Origin of the sequence: Paracoccus marinaquae, assembly GCF_018860165.1 — a bacterium.
Classification (GTDB): domain Bacteria; phylum Pseudomonadota; class Alphaproteobacteria; order Rhodobacterales; family Rhodobacteraceae; genus Paracoccus; species Paracoccus marinaquae.
In genome coordinates this window covers 12,944-31,107 of sequence record NZ_JAHKNG010000039.1, presented here as the reverse complement: position 1 = coordinate 31,107, position 18,164 = coordinate 12,944, and the positions used below count along the sequence as shown (strand labels likewise).

Annotated in this window: 17 protein-coding genes and 4 pseudogenes; 19 read left to right on the top strand and 2 right to left on the bottom strand. The window is 63.6% G+C overall.

What is annotated here, in order from left to right; translation table 11 throughout:
* From KNW02_RS20930 to KNW02_RS16725, 3 genes and pseudogenes are all read left to right on the top strand, one after another.
* Positions 1-116, top strand: a pseudogene (locus KNW02_RS20930) (IS200/IS605 family transposase); the annotation flags it as partial.
* 60 nt (positions 117-176) lie between these two features.
* The gene (locus KNW02_RS16730; RefSeq protein WP_216034375.1) at positions 177-1,445 is read left to right on the top strand and encodes a DUF3300 domain-containing protein; all 1,269 of its coding nucleotides are present in this window, start codon (positions 177-179) and stop codon (positions 1,443-1,445) included.
* A gap of 3 nt (positions 1,446-1,448) precedes the next feature.
* Positions 1,449-2,348: a DUF2950 family protein gene (locus KNW02_RS16725; RefSeq protein ID WP_216034374.1), complete on the top strand. Its 900-nt coding sequence runs from the start codon at positions 1,449-1,451 to the stop codon at positions 2,346-2,348.
* A 68-nt stretch (positions 2,349-2,416) separates the two neighbouring features.
* Here the strand turns inward: KNW02_RS16725 and KNW02_RS16720 are convergent.
* Positions 2,417-2,656 (bottom strand): annotated as a pseudogene (locus KNW02_RS16720) (integrase core domain-containing protein); the annotation flags it as partial.
* Between the two features lie 540 nt (positions 2,657-3,196).
* Here KNW02_RS16720 and KNW02_RS16715 point away from each other — a divergent pair.
* The 13 genes and pseudogenes from KNW02_RS16715 to KNW02_RS16655 form a co-directional block, all read left to right on the top strand.
* A pseudogene (locus tag KNW02_RS16715) lies at positions 3,197-3,577 on the top strand (transposase); the annotation flags it as partial.
* 245 nt (positions 3,578-3,822) lie between these two features.
* On the top strand, positions 3,823-5,712 hold the full coding sequence (locus KNW02_RS16710) for a sensor histidine kinase (protein ID WP_216034373.1): 1,890 nt from the start codon (positions 3,823-3,825) through the stop codon (positions 5,710-5,712).
* Positions 5,709-6,338: a response regulator transcription factor gene (locus KNW02_RS16705; RefSeq protein ID WP_216034372.1), complete on the top strand. Its 630-nt coding sequence runs from the start codon at positions 5,709-5,711 to the stop codon at positions 6,336-6,338. Before KNW02_RS16710 ends, KNW02_RS16705 begins: the two co-directional genes overlap by 4 nt.
* A 54-nt stretch (positions 6,339-6,392) precedes the next feature.
* Complete coding sequence (locus KNW02_RS16700; protein ID WP_216034371.1) at positions 6,393-6,752, top strand: response regulator; 360 nt, start codon at positions 6,393-6,395, stop codon at positions 6,750-6,752.
* Positions 6,753-7,169: 417 nt separating this feature from the next.
* Entirely contained in the window at positions 7,170-9,119 is a 1,950-nt protein-coding gene (locus tag KNW02_RS16695) for an alkyl/aryl-sulfatase (RefSeq protein ID WP_252734020.1), read from the top strand.
* Between the two features lie 135 nt (positions 9,120-9,254).
* A pseudogene (gene repC, locus KNW02_RS16690) lies at positions 9,255-9,632 on the top strand (replication initiation protein RepC); the annotation flags it as partial.
* A 66-nt stretch (positions 9,633-9,698) separates the two neighbouring features.
* Positions 9,699-9,974 (top strand): ribbon-helix-helix domain-containing protein, encoded by a 276-nt coding sequence (locus KNW02_RS16685; protein ID WP_216034370.1) that lies wholly within the window; start codon positions 9,699-9,701, stop codon positions 9,972-9,974.
* On the top strand, positions 9,961-10,428 hold the full coding sequence (locus tag KNW02_RS16680; RefSeq protein ID WP_216034369.1) for a type II toxin-antitoxin system RelE/ParE family toxin: 468 nt from the start codon (positions 9,961-9,963) through the stop codon (positions 10,426-10,428). Before KNW02_RS16685 ends, KNW02_RS16680 begins: the two co-directional genes overlap by 14 nt.
* Positions 10,429-10,488: 60 nt before the next feature.
* Positions 10,489-10,761 (top strand): WGR domain-containing protein, encoded by a 273-nt coding sequence (locus KNW02_RS16675; RefSeq protein WP_216034368.1) that lies wholly within the window; start codon positions 10,489-10,491, stop codon positions 10,759-10,761.
* Between the two features lie 284 nt (positions 10,762-11,045).
* Positions 11,046-11,339, top strand: coding sequence for a type II toxin-antitoxin system RelB family antitoxin (relB, locus tag KNW02_RS16670; protein WP_216034367.1), 294 nt, complete (start codon positions 11,046-11,048; stop codon positions 11,337-11,339).
* Positions 11,332-11,607: a type II toxin-antitoxin system RelE/ParE family toxin gene (locus KNW02_RS16665; RefSeq protein ID WP_216034366.1), complete on the top strand. Its 276-nt coding sequence runs from the start codon at positions 11,332-11,334 to the stop codon at positions 11,605-11,607. The genes relB and KNW02_RS16665 overlap by 8 nt, the downstream gene beginning before the upstream one ends.
* A 249-nt stretch (positions 11,608-11,856) precedes the next feature.
* Entirely contained in the window at positions 11,857-12,093 is a 237-nt protein-coding gene (locus KNW02_RS16660) for a type II toxin-antitoxin system CcdA family antitoxin (RefSeq protein WP_216034365.1), read from the top strand.
* Positions 12,093-12,395, top strand: a complete 303-nt coding sequence (locus KNW02_RS16655) for a CcdB family protein (protein WP_216034364.1) — start codon at positions 12,093-12,095, stop codon at positions 12,393-12,395. Before KNW02_RS16660 ends, KNW02_RS16655 begins: the two co-directional genes overlap by 1 nt.
* A 132-nt stretch (positions 12,396-12,527) precedes the next feature.
* Here KNW02_RS16655 and KNW02_RS16650 read toward each other — a convergent pair whose 3' ends face one another.
* Complete coding sequence (locus KNW02_RS16650; RefSeq protein ID WP_216034363.1) at positions 12,528-12,896, bottom strand: hypothetical protein; 369 nt, start codon at positions 12,894-12,896, stop codon at positions 12,528-12,530.
* Between the two features lie 401 nt (positions 12,897-13,297).
* Between KNW02_RS16650 and mobC the strand changes: the two genes are divergently transcribed.
* Genes mobC through KNW02_RS16635 form a run of 3 tightly spaced genes read left to right on the top strand, consistent with a single transcriptional unit; the run spans position 13,298 to position 17,918 of the window.
* Positions 13,298-13,939 carry a plasmid mobilization relaxosome protein MobC gene (mobC, locus tag KNW02_RS16645; protein WP_216034362.1) on the top strand — a complete coding sequence of 214 codons (642 nt, stop codon included), beginning with the start codon at positions 13,298-13,300 and terminating at the stop codon, positions 13,937-13,939.
* Positions 13,936-15,894 carry a relaxase/mobilization nuclease domain-containing protein gene (locus tag KNW02_RS16640; RefSeq protein WP_216034361.1) on the top strand — a complete coding sequence of 653 codons (1,959 nt, stop codon included), beginning with the start codon at positions 13,936-13,938 and terminating at the stop codon, positions 15,892-15,894. The genes mobC and KNW02_RS16640 overlap by 4 nt, the downstream gene beginning before the upstream one ends.
* Before the next feature lie 14 nt (positions 15,895-15,908).
* On the top strand, positions 15,909-17,918 hold the full coding sequence (locus tag KNW02_RS16635) for a type IV secretory system conjugative DNA transfer family protein (protein ID WP_216034360.1): 2,010 nt from the start codon (positions 15,909-15,911) through the stop codon (positions 17,916-17,918).
* Positions 17,919-18,164 lie beyond the last annotated feature (246 nt).

Below are 18,164 nucleotides of genomic sequence, written 5' to 3'. Positions count from 1 at the left end.
GGCGGTTCTGGGCCCGCGGATATTTCTCGACAACCTCGGGCAATGTCACCGACGACATCATACTTCAGTATCTGGAACTGCATGGAAAACGGGATGCTACCGGCGTCAGCCGGTAGTGGTTCACTTGCGTATGGCTCGCGACCATAGTGAAGTCAGGTCAGGCGGAGGAGTCAGGCATGAAGCAAATCTTGCACGCAATTGCGGCCACATTGCTGACCACGCCGGCCCTCGCACAGGATGCGTCCACCGATACGGCCGGGGCCGATGACAGTCCCGCCGGCGGGCAACTGCTCGGCTCCTCGGAACTGGATACGCTGGTCGGTCCCGTTGCGCTCTATCCCGATACGCTTCTGATCCAGATCCTGATCGCGGCCACGGCGCCTTTGGACGTGGTCAAGGCGGATCGGATTCTCGACGCCGACAAAGGCGCCGGGATCGATACGATCAAGGCCGACCTCGCGGAGGAAAGCCTCGATGAGAGCGTGACGGTTCTGGCAACCGCGTTCCCCGATGTAGTGAAGGACATGTCGGATCACCTGGAATGGACGCAGACGATGGGCGACGCGATGAACGCGCAGGAAGACGACGTGATGGCCGCCGTTCAGCGGATGCGGACCGAGGCGGTCGGTGCCGGCGCGCTTGTCACCACCCCGGAACAGTCGGTGAAAACCGACGATGCCAACAATGTCGTGATCGTGCCCACGGACCCGCAGACCGTCTATGTTCCCAGCTACGATCCCAATGTCGTCTACCGGCCCGGCTCGGGGGTAAGCGATGCCCTGATGGCGGGCGCGATCGGTTTCGGCACATTTGCGGTGATGGATGCAATTTTCGATGACGACGATGACTGGGACAACTATTGGGGGTGCGGCCATTGCGCGGGATGGGGCGGCGGTCCCGTAATCCGCGATCCCGACATCAGGATCGACGGCAACGTCATCGCGGGCAACGATATTCGTTTCGATGATACAGCCATCGGCCAGAAGATAAGGGACCGGGACGCCGATATCGGCTGGAAACCGGATTCGCAGAAGAGGCAGGCCGCCAAGGATCGGATCGCCCGACATCGCGGCCCGGACGGCAAGACGAAACTGCCGGTCAGGAAGGACGCAAGCCGCGGCGCGGAGCTTCAGAAAAGGTTGAACCAGACGGATCACGCAGCGCTTCGCTCAACGCAGGACCGGCCGCAGATCCGTCCTCCCGCCAGCCGAAACCATTCGGAGGGACTGCAGAAGATCAGGAAGAAGGCTCCATCAAGCGGTGCGTCGAAAGCGGCAGTTCACAGACCGAGCGGCGCGGCGCACCAGAAGCGACCAACCTCGGCAAAGAAGATTGCCGCGAAGCCGCGCGTATCGTCGGCGCTGCAAAAACGCGGATCGGGCCGTCAGGTCAGAGCGCATGCAGCACATGCCAGGCCCAAGGCCGGCAAACTGAGGAGGAGGTAGCCGATGCGGCATGCAGCATTCCCGATCTGCGCGACGGTGATCCTTGCCAGCGGCGGCGCCTTTGCCGACACACCGGTCTATCCCACCCCCGAGGCTGCGTTCGAAGCCCTGGTCTCGGCACTTGAAAGCGGGGCGGAAGGGGCTGCCGCGGCGACAATGGGCGATGGTGCGCTGGACCTGATCTCTTCGGGCGATCCGGCCGCCGACGCCGAAGCGAAGCAAGAATTCCTGGCGCTGTGGTCGGAAGGACATTCCTTCGAGGAGGATGACAACGGCCGGACCTTTGCCGTGCTTGGCGCAGATGACTGGCCCTTCGCCGTTCCGGTGTCGCGGTCGGGCGGGGGATGGTCCTTCGATCTTGAGGCTGGCCGGAGCGAAATGCAGCTGCGCGAGGTCGGCGGCAACGAGATGGACGTGATCGAGCTGATGCGCGCCTATGTTATGTTGCAGGCCGAGTATCGACTGTCCGACTTCGACGAGGATGGCGTGATGGAATTCGCGGCGCATATCCTGTCGTCGGAAGGCACGCGCGATGGCCTGCTCTGGGATGGCGACGACTCGCCCGTCGGTGATATGGTCGCGCGCGCCTCGGCCACAGGTTATGTGTCGGACGGTGTGGAAAGGGACCCCGAGCCCTATCTTGGATATTATTTCCATATCCTTACGGAACAGGGCGCCAACGCGCCCGGCGGCGCGATGTCCTATATGGCGGGCGACAACATGGTTGCCGGCCATGCCCTTCTTGCCTTCCCCGCCCAATACGGCGTCACTGGCGTTTCAAGCTTCATCGTGTCCGAAAATGGACGGGTGATGGAGGCCGATCTGGGAGAAGACACCCTAGATGTCGCCGGCGCGATCATCGCCTACGATCCCGATGAACGTTGGAGCCCGGTCCCCGAATAAAGGGACCGTGCGACAGGACCCGGAAATGTGCGCCGCTGCTTGCGATGAACGCCGCGATCCGCTTCGAGCTAGGCGTTCAGTCCGGGCGTCTGGTGGATCGGATTGACGATGAATCTATCTGGCTCTGAAGTCCAGATCTTGCAGATGTATTCATAGGGCGTGAGACCGCTGAGGGCCTTGAGCCTGCGCGCATAGTTGTAGGCCGCCATGAAGTCGGCGAGATGGGTGCGGAGTTGGTCGTGGCTGTCGTAATGGAAGCGTTTGACGGTCGCGTCCTTGATTGTCCGGTTCATGCGCTCGACCTGGCCCTTATCCGGCATGATTGGGTCGGTGCTTCACCTCCTGCCGGTCGCGTCGAGACAATGCTATGATGAGACCATCCGGGATTTGGGGCACCGGGAGCACGTGAGTGCGGGCAGACCGAGCAATAGACGTGGGCTGCGAGCCCGTGCCGTTATGTGGTCGCCCCTGCGGCTCGCCCGGATGTGCCGAGAGCACGGATCTGTAGGTGCCGCGTGCCCGCCGGCTCCCGCTTCTTTGACGGAAGGAGGGAGATATGCGGATTATCGGGCTCGATATCCATCGGGCATTTGCCGAAGCAGTCGTACTCGAGGATCGGCTCTCGCATCCGGGCCGCGTCTGGAATCGGATCAGTGATCGTTCGGCTCAACCACCCATTGACGATCGTCACCAACAAGGCGCACAGCTAGGCATTTGGACGAGGTCTCCTGTCCGCCATTCCTCGAAGATGACCTACATGATATGTCCGGCGTCCTCCGTGTCGCAAGCGTGGACGGCGTCCACCAGGTCTCTGGCCCGCGACAGCCGTTGCCCCGGGCTCATGCGTTTATCTCAAGGTAATCGGCTGGGGCTGGTTCTATCTCTCGACCATCCTCGACGACTACAGCCGCTACATCATCGCCTGGAAGCTCTGCACGACGATGAAGGTTGAGGACGTCACCGAGACTCTGGACCTGGCGCTGCAGGCCTCAGGCTGCGATCAGGCCACGGTCGTGCACAAGCCCCGGCTCCTGAGCGATAACGGTGCGTCTTACGTCGCGGCCGATCTTGCCGAATATCTCGAAGGCAAAGGCATGGATCACGTGCGCGGCGCACCACATCATCCCCAGACCCAAGGTAAGATCGAGCGCTGGCACCAGACAATGAAGAAGCGTGTTCTCCTCGAAAACTACTTCCTGAAACGCCGGCTGCAGCACCAGGCTGCCGCCGCCTAAACTCAAACAGAAACCGAACCAGAGCCTCCGTTACAAGACGGCCCGAGAAGTCCGAAAAACCCTGACGACGGACATTTCCCAGAAGGCACATGGGGCACAGCCTCCCCGCAAACAAGGAGTTGACCCGATATCAGAAACCGCCATGCTTACATTGGCTTAGGTGTTTGCGTGTCGAGCGTCGTTAATTTGTAACACTATGTGGCCTTCTCTTCTTTTGACACGAGTTCGAGGTTTTTGCGTTGATCGCGAATATGCTGAACGAAACTAAAAAGGAGCTTCAAGAGCGCCGATCCAGGTTTGGTCGTGCCGTTGTCTTGCGCATTTTCTTCGCCATTTTAGCGCCTTGCCCGGCGATTGCGCAGGGTGATGACGCTCCCAATCAGCTCCGTATCCTCGCGATCTATTCCGGCTCCAGCACGCTTGCCGCCAATGTCGCGGTGGAAGCCGGCATCGCGTCGGTCTTCTCGGGCGCGGAACGCTACTCGCGTTACGAGATCTACGGCGAATACCGGGACGCGCAGCGCTTTCCCAGCGATCTCGACGCGGAGAGGTTCGTCGACGCGCTGGCCACGAAGTATCGCGACCAGACCATCGACGTGATCATGACCATCGGGCCCGAGGCCGTGCCCCTCGCGGTCACCGCCCGGGAGCGCATCGCCCCCGGCGTTCCGGTGGTGCTTGGCGGGATCGTCGACGGCACGCGGGACGAATACGCGGCGACCGAGGGGCTCTACGCGGTGGTGTCGCGATTTGACCTCCGCGGCACCTACGAGCTGGCGCGGCAGCTCCAGCCCGAGGCGGAACGCGCGGTCATCTTCACCGGGTCGGAGGTCTTCGACGAGAGTTGGAAATCCTTTGCCGAGGATGCGCTGTCGGATGTCACCGGGGTCCAGGTCGACTACGTTTCCGGCCTGTCGCTGCAGGGGTTCCGCGACCGCGCGGCGGCGCTCAATCCCACGGACATCCTGATCATCCTGACCATCTTCGAGGACGCGGACGGTCGCCGCTTCGTGCCCGCGGATGCGCTTGCGTCGATTGCCGAGGTCTCGGCCGCGCCCACCTACGGCGTCTACAGCTCCAACATCGGGCGCGGCGTGGTCGGTGGCAGCTTCTCGACCTTCGAGGACACCGGAGCCGTGATCGCGGAACAGGTGCTGAAGATCCTAGAGGATCCCTACGGCGTCGCGCAATCCGTCTCGGTGCCGGTCTCGGTGGTGCTCGACTGGCGCCAGCTCATGCGCTATGGCCTTGATCCGGAACAGCGCCCTGAGGGGAGCGAACTGCTCTTCTACGACCCGGGCGTGTGGGAGCGCTACAGGCTGCAGATCCTCGCGGCGCTCGCGATCATCCTGCTTCAGTCCAGCACCATTGCCGCGCTAATCATCCTGGAGCGGCGGCGGCGCCGGAGCGCGGAAGAGCTTTCCCGCAGGCGCATGGAGATGGCGAGGCTATCGCGCATCGCCCAGCTCGGAGAGCTGTCGGGTGCCATCGCTCACGAGCTGAACCAGCCCCTGACCTCGATCCTCGCCAATGCCGAGGCGGGCTCAGCCATGCTCGCGCAGGAGCCCCCCGACCTTGCCGAAGTGGGCGAGGTGCTGCGCGACATCGCCGAGGACGACCGGCGCGCGGCGGACGTGATCGTAAACCTGCGGCGCCTCATGGGCAGCGGCGGCGGCGGGTTCGAGGACGCCGAGCTCAACGAGGTGGTGCAATCGACCCTGCGGCTGGTCTCGAACGAGATGCTGGCGCGCGGGATCACGGTGCAGTTGCAGTTGTCCCGGGATGCGCTCATGGTGAAGGGAGACGTCCAGCAATTGCAGCAGGTGCTGCTCAACCTCGTCATCAACGCGGCGGATGCGATGGCCGATCAGGACACGCGCAACATGACCATTGCCACCGGTCTGGGTGCGTCCGGGCGGCGCGTGCTGTCGGTGTCCGACAATGGACCCGGCCTGCCGGACGAGCTGCGCGACAACCCCTTCAAGCCCTTCGCGACCTCCAAGTCTCAGGGTATGGGGCTGGGCCTTTCCATCAGCCAGACCATCGCCGAGGCCCATGGCGGCACGCTCCGCTTCGTCGACAGCACGGGGGAGGGCGCGTGCGTCGAGCTTGCCCTGCCGGCACCATGAGCGAGGAGGCGCCAGAGACCTTCCTCGTCCATATCGTGGACGACGACGAGAGCATTCGCCGCGCCCTGTCCCGACTGGTTTCGACCGGGAGCTTCGACACCCGCACCCACGCCAGCGCCGAGGCCTTCCTCGACGCCTTCGACCCCGATGTGCCCGGCTGCGCCATCCTCGACATGTACCTGCCGCAGCTGAACGGTTTCGAGTTGCAGGCGCGGATCGCGGCGATCCTGCCGGCGTTTCCGGTGGTGTTTCTCACCGGTCGCGGCGACATCGGCATGGGGGTCAAGGCGATGAAGGACGGTGCCTTCGACTTCCTCACGAAGCCCGTGCAGCCCGACGCGCTTCTGGCGGCGATTGCCGCGGCGAGGACGCGGGTGAACGAGACGCAGGCCGACAGCCACGGCAGCGCCCGATACGAGCAGAGGCTGCAAAGCCTTACCCCGCGCGAGACCGAGGTGCTGGCCGCCGTCGTCTCGGGCAGCCTGAACAAGCAGATCGCGCATAAGCTGGGCCTCGCCGAAAAGACGGTGAAGGTCCACCGCGCCCGGGTGATGAAGAAGATGGGGGTCCGCACCATCGCCGAGCTCGTGCGCGCCAGCGTCACCGGGCGGATCGATGCGCCCTGACATAGGCCCAGAGGGCAACTATCCCGACGGATGAGGATCGCGCAGAGTGATCGCATGAGCGTGCACCCCGGAACAGTTCTGATCGTCGAGGATGACGCGGACGTCAGCCGGGCTCTGTCCCGCGCCGTCCGGTCATTGGGTTTCGAGGTCGCGACTTTCGGCACCGGCGAGGAATTGCTGGAAAGCCGGATATCCGATCATCCGGCGGTGCTTTTGCTCGACCTGCACCTGCCGGGACTCAGCGGGGCCGAACTGATTTCCCGTCTCGGCCTCTGCGCGCCGCAATTGCGGATCATCGTGATGACCGGCCGCGATATCGGCGGGGCGCGCGAGGCCTGTCTCGCCGCCGGTGCCGCATCCTATATCAAGAAGCCGATCGCGCGGTCGGACCTCGCGGAGCTTCTAGTGGGCTGAACGCCCGTTGCAAATCCCGAGGTAGGTACTTGGTCCAACTATGCCCCTGACGTCGGGGTATGCACCCTGACCACGCGGTGCAAGACCTGTTGCACGCATCGGAGTTGTAGCCAGAGGCCCCGGAACCGACCGGGTCACAGGCGCGATCAGGGAGAATGTCATGGCGTCAGGATTTCGAGTCCCTTCGGCCTCATCCGCGGATCAAGGCCGCGGTGAAGCGCATATCCCGCCGCTACGGAATTTTGGCGGGAAGCCCCGCGCCAATACCCCAACCATTTCCGCAGATCCTTCCGCAGAGCCAATCGCCCGGCCCGTCCCGGGCTGAAACACCCGATGCGCCGTCAGGTCCCGGTTCGGCATCGCGTGCGAATACCCAGTTCCCAGAAATCAGTATGACTTAGTCCGGAGAAATATCACATGAGCCGTTTCTTTATGGCTGCCAGCAGCCTCGCCATCGGTCTTGCCTGTGCCGCGCAGGCGCAGGACGCCACCGACACCACGCAGGCAGTGAACGACGCGCTGCTGCAGTACCTTCCCTTCGACGACGAGAGCGATTTCGAAAACGCCATGCGCGGCCAGATTGCGACGCTCGACGCCGACCAGATCACCGCGCCGGACGGCACTGTGATCTATGACATCGCCCAGTTCGACTTCCTTCAGGGCGACGCGCCCGCGACCGCGAACCCGAGCCTCTGGCGGCAGAGCAGGCTCAACGCGGTGCACGGGCTCTTCGAGGTCGTCGAGGGCAGCATCTACCAGGTGCGGGGCTTCGACCTCGCGGTGATGAGCTTCATCCGTGGCGACACCGGCTGGATCATCGTCGACCCGCTCACCGCCAACGAGACCGCCGCCGCGGGGCTGCAGTTGCTGCGCGACAATGTCGAGGACCTGCCGGTCACCGGCGTCATCTTCACCCACAGCCACGTCGACCACTTCGGCGGCGTCAAGGGCATCACCACGCCCGAGGAGATCGACGCAAACGGCATCCCGATCGTGGCCCCCGAGGGCTTCTTCGAGGAAGCCGTCAGCGAAAACCTGATCGCCGGCAACACCATGAGCCGCCGCGCCTCCTACATGTACGGCAACGTCGTCGCCAAGGGGCCCGACGGGTCGCTGGGATCGGGCCTCGGCACCACCACCGCCGCCGGCGAGGTGACCATCGTGGAGCCCACGCTCACCATCGAGCAGACGCCGCAGACCGAGACCATCGACGGCATCGAGATGGTCTTCCTCAACACCCCGGGGGCCGAGGCGCCGGCGGAGCTGATGTTCTACATCCCCAAGTTCAAGGCGATGATGCAGGCGGAAGAGATCAACCACACGCTGCACAACCTCTACACCCTGCGCGGCGCCAAGGTGCGCTCGGGCGATCTCTTCGCGAAATACATCAACGACACGATCAACCGCTTCGGCGACGAGGTCGAGGTGAGCTTCGGCAGCCACCACTGGCCGACCTGGGGCAATGACGAGATCCTCGACCTCTGGAAAGGGCAGCGCGACACCTACCGCTACATCCACGACGAGACACTGCGCCTCGCCAACACCGGCGAGACCATGCTCGAAATCGCCGAGCAGCTCGAGCTGCCCGACAGCCTCGCGCAGACCTTCTCAAACCGGGGCTACTACGGCAGCGTCAGTCACAACGCGAAGGCGCAGTACCAGCTCTACTTCGGTTGGTTCTCGGGCAACCCCTCGGAGCTGCACGAGCTGCCGCCGGTCGAGGAAGGCACGAAGTTCGTCGAATACGCGGGCGGCGCCGCGGCGGTGATCGAGAAGGCGCAGGCGGACTACGACGCGGGCGAGTACCGCTGGGTCGCCACCGCGCTCAACCACGTGGTCTTTGCCGAGCCCGACAATGCCGAGGCGAAGAACCTGCTCGCCGATGCGCTGACCCAGATGGGCTACCAGGCTGAGAGCGGCCCGTGGCGGAACTTCTATCTCTCGGGCGCCAAGGAGCTCCGCGACGGCATCGTCGAGGCCGCCACCCCCGCGACCGCCTCGCCCGATATCGTGCGCAACCTGCCGCTGGGGACCTACCTCGACTACCTCGCGGTGCGCTTGAACCACCCCGAGGCCGCCGGGCAGGAGATCGCGCTGAACTTCGTGATGCCCGACGTCGGCGACGAGTTCGAGGTCACGGTGACCAACGGCGTGATGAACTACACGCTGGACAGCCAGGGGGACGAGGCGGACGCCACGGTGACGCTGGACCGGACCGTGCTCGACAGCATCAACCTCGGCCAAACCACGATGATGGACGCGATCGCCGACGGCTCCGCGACGGTCGACGGCGACGCGCAGAAGGTCGAGGACTTCGTGGGCCTGCTCGACACCTTCGAGTTCTGGTTCAACATCGTGACGCCCTGATACCGGGCGCAGCTCCACGCGGAATCGCTGCGTGGAGCGCACCTATTCGGTCCGTCTCGCCACCTCGCAGGAAGTGACGCCCACCGGGGCAAAGTCGGAATAACGAGACGAGCGAATGTGCAAAAGGCTAAGGATCTGGAAGACTGGGTTGCGGAAGCCCGCAAGAAGCGTGGGGCGGCACTGGATCTGCCGACGGTGATGCAGGCCTGTCCGGAATTCGCATCCTGGGCGCGCAATGTGGGCGGATACCTGAGGGATTGGGGCGATCTGCACCGGGTTGCGGGGCAGTTGCGGCCGATGATCGGCGTTTCCGAGCACGCCTGGAACCTCGCGCAGGACCTCCTCGGGCCTCAGATCGCCACGGCGGCGCTGGTTTTGGCCTTCGACAAGCATGCCAATGGCGAAGTGGCGTCTCCGGGCGGCTATCTGCGCGGCATGGTCGAAAAGGCCGGGGCAGGGGAGTTGCATCTCGAACGCAGTTTCTACGGCAGGCTCAGCGGGCGGGCGGCGTGAGACGGTGATCCTCTGTGTTGCGGTCGGTACGACCCAGCGCTGCCATTGAGTAAAAGGAGTTCTCGCATGACTGTAAAATCATCGATCTCTCTGTCGGACACGCAGGACCATTTTGCGCGAAGCCTCGTTGAATCCGGGCAGTATTCCAGCCTGAGTTCTGTTCTTCAGCACGGTCTCGAACTGCTTCGGCAGAAGACCGAGGCCGAAGAACTGGAACTGGCGGCGTTGCGGCAGCTGGTCGATCGGCGCGTGGCCGGGCCGATGATTTCGTCCGCCGACATGGATGCCCGGATCGAACAGATGATCGCGCGCAAACAACAGTCGGGCAATGCGGGATCTTGAGTTTTCCGCGGAAGCGGAATTGGACTTCGAGCTGATCTTTGACCATCTGGCGAGTGCATACGCCGAGTTGGGCGATGAGCCAGATGCCGCTCTCAGGCAGGCCGCCGATCGAACCAGAGAGATCGGAGCCTCGGTGAATGTTCTGGCGAAATCACCGTCCACCGGGACACTGCGCCCCGATATCAGGGCGGGCATTCGCTTTGAGCCACTGAAAAAGACCGTCATCTGGTTTTTGCCGGATGAAGAACGAGCTTGTTTCGCCGTCATTGCACTATTCTTCGGTGGACAGGATCCATCAGGCGCATGCTGGCGTGCTTACTCTCAGGCAAATCGGAATAGGACATGGTCTCGCCGCCCTCGCCAACAGAAGCATTGTGCGCCGCATTCCGCCGATGGAAAGGGAGCCGCTGTACTTCCTGGGGCAAAGGGTGATTCCGCGTTTCATGCGGTATAAAACACTGTGGAAACACGGACATGCAGTTGATATTGTTCTCGCATGCGAGGTGACCGGAAAATGTTTGATGAGCCGCAGCAATTGGACGTCTTCCCATCCTCGGTCGATCTGAAACGGATTGACCCATCTCTCAACATGCGCCGTTTCTACAGTATCAGCGTTCAGCCTGATCTTTTCGGTGGCGTGAGCCTGGTGCGGGAATGGGGCCGGATCGGCTACCGAGGCCAGATGCTGCTTGAGCGGCATGATGACGAGGGCAGGGCGGTCAACGCACTGATGAAGCTGTCGGCGACCAAGAAGCGGCGGGGATATCGGTCATCGCTGGAACGTTGAAAGCGGCCCGGGGACGAAGCCGCTCCGCGGCATCGGTGCCTGTGGCAGCTATCGTGGGCTGGTTCTCCCGCACCCGCGGGTATCGTCCTTTCGCGCATTCATGCAGCAAAGCCGGAAGTCCAGAAGAATTTTGTTAGGGACCTTTTTCTCCCTCAATGCGCGCTCAAAGCTTTAAGAGCTCTTCTCCTCAAATTCCCGCCAATCATCGACATGGCTCCTGTGTCCAAATCGCCTTGCAAGTATCGCAATTGAGATACATAATTGGTGATCACGGAGGATCTGCCATGCCCGCTCAAACCTCGATGCTTCATGTCCGCGTGGACGACCACCTCAAGGCCAAGGCCGCCGATGCGCTGGCAGGGGTCGGTTTGACTCTCTCCGATGCGGTGCGCATCCTGCTGACGCGCGTCGCAGCCGAAGGCGGTATGCCTGCCGGGCTGACCGTGGACCCGGAGGCCTACGATGCCTGGTTTCGGGCCAAAGTGCAGGAGGCTCTGGCCGACCCGCGTTCTGCGAGGCCCCATGACCAGGTGATGCGCGAAGCGCGCGCCCTGGTCGACGGGAAGCGCCGTGCCTGAACTCGAATGGAAGGCCCCGGCCGTCGCCGACCTGATGGCGATTGTCGATTACATTTCCGACGACAACCCGGATGCAGCCCTTGCCCTGATGGAGGAAATCCAGAGCAAGGTGGCGCAGCTCCATTCGCACCCCAAACGCTGCCGCCCGGGCAGGGTGGAGGGCACACGGGAACTGGTGGCCCGACCCAACTATATTGTGATCTATGCCGTGAACGAGGAGAAGGTCACGATATTGCGTGTGCTTCATGCCGCGCAGATGTGGCCTTGACGTAATCTGACGACCAATCGTCATCCAATCGCGGGGTAAGGCGTGCTGTCCGAACCGCGTTGCCCGATGGACCCGACCAACCTGCGTCAGGGCCCGGAAAGTTCCTCCAGAATGCGACGCTACTCGGCGGCTTCGACATCCTCGAGGAGCCTTGCAGTCCGTCGCCCGCGCCGCTGGTGACCGTTCTAAAACCGAACCTTGCCTGACATCGCTATGCGCATGTATAATGCGCATCAATCGAGGTGAATCATGCAAGCTCAAACTGCCCCCCGAAAGCCTACTAACCTGACCCTGGACTCGGTTTTGCTGACCGAGGCCCGGTCCTTTGGCGTTAATCTGTCCCAAGCCGCCGAAGCCGGTCTGCGCCGCGCTGTTGCCGCTGCAAAGGCCGACGCCTGGCAGCGTGAGAACGCGGCCGCTTTGACCAGTTCGAACGCCTGGATCGAGGCGCGGGGCCTGCCCCTCGACCCCTATCGTCAGTTCTGATGGCCCGCTTCGATGTCTACCCCCGCCCCGGTGGGGCGCCGGGCTATGTTCTGGACGTGCAGGCCGATGTGCTGAATGGTCTGAACACCCGGATCGTGGTGCCGCTCCTGCCTGTCGCGGAGGCTCCGACTCCGGCGAAGCAGCTTAATCCTGTCTTCGAGATCGGCATGGAGCCGCATGTCATGGTCACCCAGTTTCTGGCAGCGATTCCACGTGCGTTGCTGCGTACTCCCGTCACCACGCTGGAGGATCATGACAGCGAGATCATGGCGGCGCTGGATCTGGTTCTGGTGGGCTTCTGACAGCAGCGTTGCTGCCGGTCTTGTCCTGAAGCTTGGCGAGGCCGATCTGCCATTTCGACTGGACGTCATGCTTTCGCAGTGGCGCAACACGCGCGCCGCACCGCGTTGCCCGATGGACCCAACCAACCTGCGTCAGCGCCCGGAGAGTTCCTCCAGAATGCGCCTCCTCTCGTCGCCGTCCAGGTCCTCCAGCAGTCGCCGGACCATCCGGATCCTGCCGCGCGGTCCGAGGCGGTAACGTGCGAGCTTTTGCCCCGCGGCAAGAAAGACCGCGCGCAGGTCGTCGAAGCTTGCCGTCCGGGCCCAGAACGCGGCATCGCTGGTGGCGTCGAGGAAAGATGCCCCGGGTGCCCCGGTCCGCCATTCCTCGAGAATGATCGACATGATCCGTTCGGCGTCCTCCGGGTCGCAAGTGTGGATGGCGTCGACCAGGTCTCTGGCCCGCGACAGCCGTTGCTCCGGGCTCATGCGTACGTCCTTCCCGCCGCTCTCGTCCGCCATCCTGCCGTCCTCCGCCGTGGAGCGCCCCTGAATCGGGACCACCCCGAAACCTTTGGTTTTCGGGGTCTGGCCTCGCCGAGAGTGGGGGTAGCTGAGGCAAGGACAATCGACGGAAGTGGTGCGGCCCGCAGCCGCGGAACGCGGCGAGGACCCGGTTCCGTCGATTGTCCTTGCCGCTGCGAGGGGCAACGCCCCTACAGCCCCTTGAGCCCATGAACTTGCGCGGGATCCCCGATCCCGCGCGCCGCTTTCTTTTACCTGCTCTGCGCCACGCAGATCGCCGCTCGACCCTCGGACGTTGACCCTGACGCAGACAGCAAACCGCGACCGCTCGGCCGCGAACCAGACATAACGGACAAAACCCTTCGGCCTTTGTGCGACCTGTGCTATGGAGAGTGAGATTGAGGCTCTGTGGTTGGCAGGAAGTGCAGTCTGTAAGACAAAATTCAACTAGGGCCGATCTGTCCAAGGGCGGACAGGCCGCGCATCTGACCACGGCAGCGCGTGACCGGATCGTCGCGCGGCTGAACGAAGGTGTGCCGGTGGCCGCGATCGCCACGGAATTCGCCGTCGCCCGGAACACGATCTACCGAATTCGCGCGGCGTTGCCGGGGCGCAGGAGACCCGCGCATGCCCCATCGGAGCTGGTCTCCTTCCGCGTTTCCGCGGCCGAAAAGCAGGCCTTCGACGACGAGCTGGCCCGTGCCGGGTTCAAGGACCGGTCGGACGCGCTGCGGGCGCTGCTGCGCAATTCGGTGGGGCTTCTGGATCGGAACTTCGCCTTCGTGGGCGAGGTGAAGGCGCTTTATGACGAGCTGTCGGCGATCGGGGTGAACGTGAACCAGATCGCGCGGGCGGTGAACCGGGGCCAGGCGCCGCCGCTGCGGGAGGCGGGCGAGGAGCTGGCGCGGCTGAAATCGCAGCTCCGGCAGGTTCTGCCGGTGCTCAACGAGGTTGTGGCCGAGGCGCGGCGCTCGAACGAGCGGCTGTGGCGCGTGGCCCGTGAGGGGGCCGGGACCGGCGGGGAAGGGCAGGGCGAATGAGTTTCCGGGCCGATGACGACGAGGTCCTGAAGATCCGCCCCCATCGCCGGCGGGTGCGGGGCGACGGCCGATCCGGCGGCCGGCGCGGGGCAGGGCTGTCGGACAGCCTGCTGAACAAGTGGAACTTCGCGGAGGGCTCACGGGCGGCGGTGTTCAAGAAGATCGCCAGCGGCGGCACGCACACGCGCGCCGAGCTGCGCCGGCAGATGGACTACATCAACAGCAAGGCGCAATACACGTTCGGCTACAGCGAGGCCCTGACCGACGAGACGCGCCAGCCGGACGCCGCCCTGTCGGCGATCGCGGACAGATGGGAGCCGGGCTGGCGCGGCACGCCCAAGAACGGCCATACCTCGCATCTGCTGATCTCGTTTCCGCCCGATACGGCGCCGCGGGATGCGGCGGCGATTGCCGAGGAGATGTGCGAGCGGGCGTTCGGGGGCGAGAAGGAATTCGCCGACGATCGCTGGGAATATATCGCGGCGCTGCACACCGACCGGACGCATCCGCATGTGCATGTGCTGGTGAACAATCGCGGGGTCGAGAGTGGCCGCTGGTTCTATCTGTCGAACAGGCTCGAATCCCCGTTCACCTATCAGGGGTTCCGGAACCTGATGGTGTCGGTGGCACAGGAGTATGGCGTCCATCTGGAGGCCACGACGCGCTACGAGCGGGGCGATCTGCAGTATTCGCCATCCTCGGCGCAGTGGCGGCAGGGCAGGGCGCCCGGCCACCGTGCGCTGACGGATCGGGTGCTTGGCATGCTGATCGAGGAGGCGGACGAATGGGGCGAGGTCGCGAAGGCCGCGAAGCTGGTGGGCCATGCGCGTGTGGCGGAGGTCGCGGAGCGGATGGTCCAGGGCCTCGCTACGCGGAGCCCGATGTCACGAAAGGAACTTGATATGGTACTTGAGGCTGTCGAGACGCCGGAGGATTTCGAGGCGGCGATCCAAGGATGGGCGGAGCGGGTGCGGGACAAAGTTCTGGACCTTCCCCCGGAGAAGCAGGGCAAGCATTTCACGGCGATTAGCTCTTTCCTGGAGAACGTGAAGAAGGATTATGGCGTTGTTGTCGAGGTCGAGGGGATCGAGCATCCTGGTCCGATCGCGAACAGCCTGCATGTCGATGGCGATCTGCTGGCGCGACGGGCCGAAGATTATATGCCCGAGGGGCGAAAGATCGACCGCGCGACGCTTACCACGGCTGTCGGGATGTTCTCGACCGGGATCGAGACGGAGCGGGATGTCCGGGCCTTCGAAGGGGATGACCTGACCGGGGAGCGGCTCGGCGTCCTCAAGGCCGCGCTCGGCGCCATCGCCCGCGCGAACGAGGATTACAGCTACGCGGCGAGACCGGGCGCGGTGGCGGGCTTCTGGCGAAGGTTCGGCGCGCTGTCGGAGAATGCCGGGATCGAACGCGCCTTCGCGCAGGGGGTGTTCGAGAACGACCTTCTGACCGACGACCAGAAGCGTGGCGTGCTGTCCGCGGCCGTTGATCCCGCGCGCGGTCCGAAGATCTCGGCCGGGCAGATGTTCGAGGAGGTTCAGGGCGCGCGCAGGGAGATGCGGGCCAATATCATGACGCCCGACAGCGATTACCTGCGGTCCTTCATGCAGCGTCTGACCGAGCGCGAGTATCCATCTGCGGCGCCAGAGTTCGCCAACCGCGAGAGCGAGCGGGAATACGCGGCGGCGCTTCGTGCCGAGTTCGGAACCAAGGGCTTCGAGCGCATGGCCGAAGGGGATTACCGCGATCTCGAATCCATCACGCCGAACCGGCTGCACCAACGCGAGCTGGCGGCTTCGGTTATGGCGATGGCGGAGCGTCCGGAACATGCCGCGAAGTTCGATCTGTCGCGTGAGCAGATTGCGGAGGGTTACGAGGCGGCCGACGAGCCGCACAAGGCGCGGCGTGTGCTCAGCCAGAGCAGCACCGCCGACGATTTCTCGCTGTGACAGGGAGGGGTATCATGGAACTCGACCTGAAGGACCGGGTGCGGATTGCCGCAGGCATCGCCCTGACACTGGCCATCGCCGTGATCGCGTCGAGCATGGTGCTGAACGGGATGAACCGCGACTTCAACGGCAGCCCGATTTCGATCCTGGGCGTGCTGCGCGATTTCAGTCTTCAGACAGAGGCCGAGACGATCGCGGCGGCGATCTTCGTCGGCGTGGTCGCCCTCTGCATCGTGTTCATCGGCGTGATGATCTACAGCACGACCACAACGCGCTATGGCACAGCGCATTTCCAGTCCGTCAGGGAGATGCGGAAGAACGGCTTCGTCACGCCGCTGGAAGAGGGCGGGCTGATCTTCGGCAAGGTCGCGCGGCCGCCGAAGGAGCAGCGCGGCAAGCCACTGGAGGTGGTCGAATCCACGCCGAAGGAAGCATTGAAGGCGGAGTTCATCTCGGCGCAGATCGACGCCTTTCCGCAATGCCTGCTGGTCGGTCCGACCCGCTCGGGCAAGGGTGTGTCTTATCTCACGCCTAACTGCCTGCTGGCGGATGGATCTCTGGTGGTTCTGGATGTGAAGGGCGAGATCTTCCGCAACACGTCGCGGATGCGTGTCGAGCTGGGTGATGAGGTGTTTCGTTTCGCGCCCTACGATTTTGAACACGGCTCGCATCATTACAACCCGCTGGCCCGCATCGCGGCGATCACGCATCCGAACCGCCAATATGCCGAACTGGACAAGCTCGCCGACAACTTCCTGGTCACGAAGGGCGAGGGAGCGGCCGCGAACTTCCTGGGCGGCGCGAAGCAATGGTTCATCGCCGCCTGCCTGCGCGCCATCGAGATGGGTGATCCGACGCTGACCCGTGTCCACGCGCTGATGTTCGGTGACGGCAGCGAGGTCGGGGTCAGCGATATCGACCGCTACAACGCCATCGCGAAGGCGTCGGACAACGCCATCGTGCGCCGCGAATTCTCGAATTTCGGCAATCTCGACCCGAAGATCCGGCAGTCCTACAGCCAGGTCATGAGCGACAGCGGGCTGAAGCAATGGGCCAACCCGCAGATCCAGGCGATGACGCGGCGCGACGATATCCGCTTCGACGATATCCGCTCGCGCCGGCAGTCGATCTATATCGTGGTACAGTCGGACGATATCTCGCCCCTGAATGCGGTGATCCGGCTGATGTTCACCGATCTGATCGCTTCCATCCGGCAGACCAGCTCGGATCACGACAGCGGGTTGGGGCAGGTGTTCATCATGCTCGATGAGTTCGACCAGCTCGGCTACATGCCGATCGTGCAGCAGTCGATGAAGCAGCTGGCCGGCCACGGGGCGCGCACGACGGTGGTCACGCAGTCGATCCCCGGCCTGAAATCCGTGGGCTACAGCGATGCCGAGATCGAGAGCCTGATCGCGGGCTGCGAGATGAAGCTCTACATCTCGCCCAACGATCATTCCACGACCGAGGAAATCACCAAGGCGCTCGGGACGCGAACCGGCTACAAGGCGTCCTACAGCTATACGCTGAACGATTTTTCGAACCGCAGCGTCAATCTCTCGACCGAGGAATTGCCGCTGATGTCGCCGGCGCAGCTGCGCCGGCTACCCAAGACCAAGATGCTTCTGATGCCGGAAGGGCACCTTCCGATCCTGGCCGACAAGATCACCTATTACGCCGACCCGGTCTTCAAGCGCATCTTCGAGAGCCAGAAGGGGCCCTATCCTTATCCGAAGCGCGAGTTGAAGCACCTCGACCGTCCTGAACAGAAAGTCGCCCAGGACGCGGTCGAGACCCGCGAACTTCGCGAGGCCCTTTCGGCCGTCGAGCGCTTTGGCGACCGTGCGGGCCGCATTGAAGAGACTGCTGATCCGGCCACCCTGTCTCACCAGTCACGGGACGACCTCGACAGCCAAATGGCGATGATGGAACAGGCCATTGATCGCGATACCGAGCAGGCCGCGACCAGCAGGTCGCCGAAGGGAGAAGCGCATCGCAGACAGGCCGGCGATTCCTGCGGATGAGAGGTGAAAGGTCGTGTCATGCAGCTCGCCAATTGATCGGGCGGCGCGACCGCAGCTTCCGGCAGATGGAAGGCTGGACAAACGCGGGATCGCGGCAGCATGCATTGAGGTCGTCTGCGCCGTCGGGATCGTGCTCATGTTGCGGATCACCGGCTACGTTTCCGCGGAGTACCTGGCAGTCTTCTGAGCGATCTTACTGCAAGCCGCCTCACCATGGCTCCGAACCGTTGCGGGGTCACGAGCCGG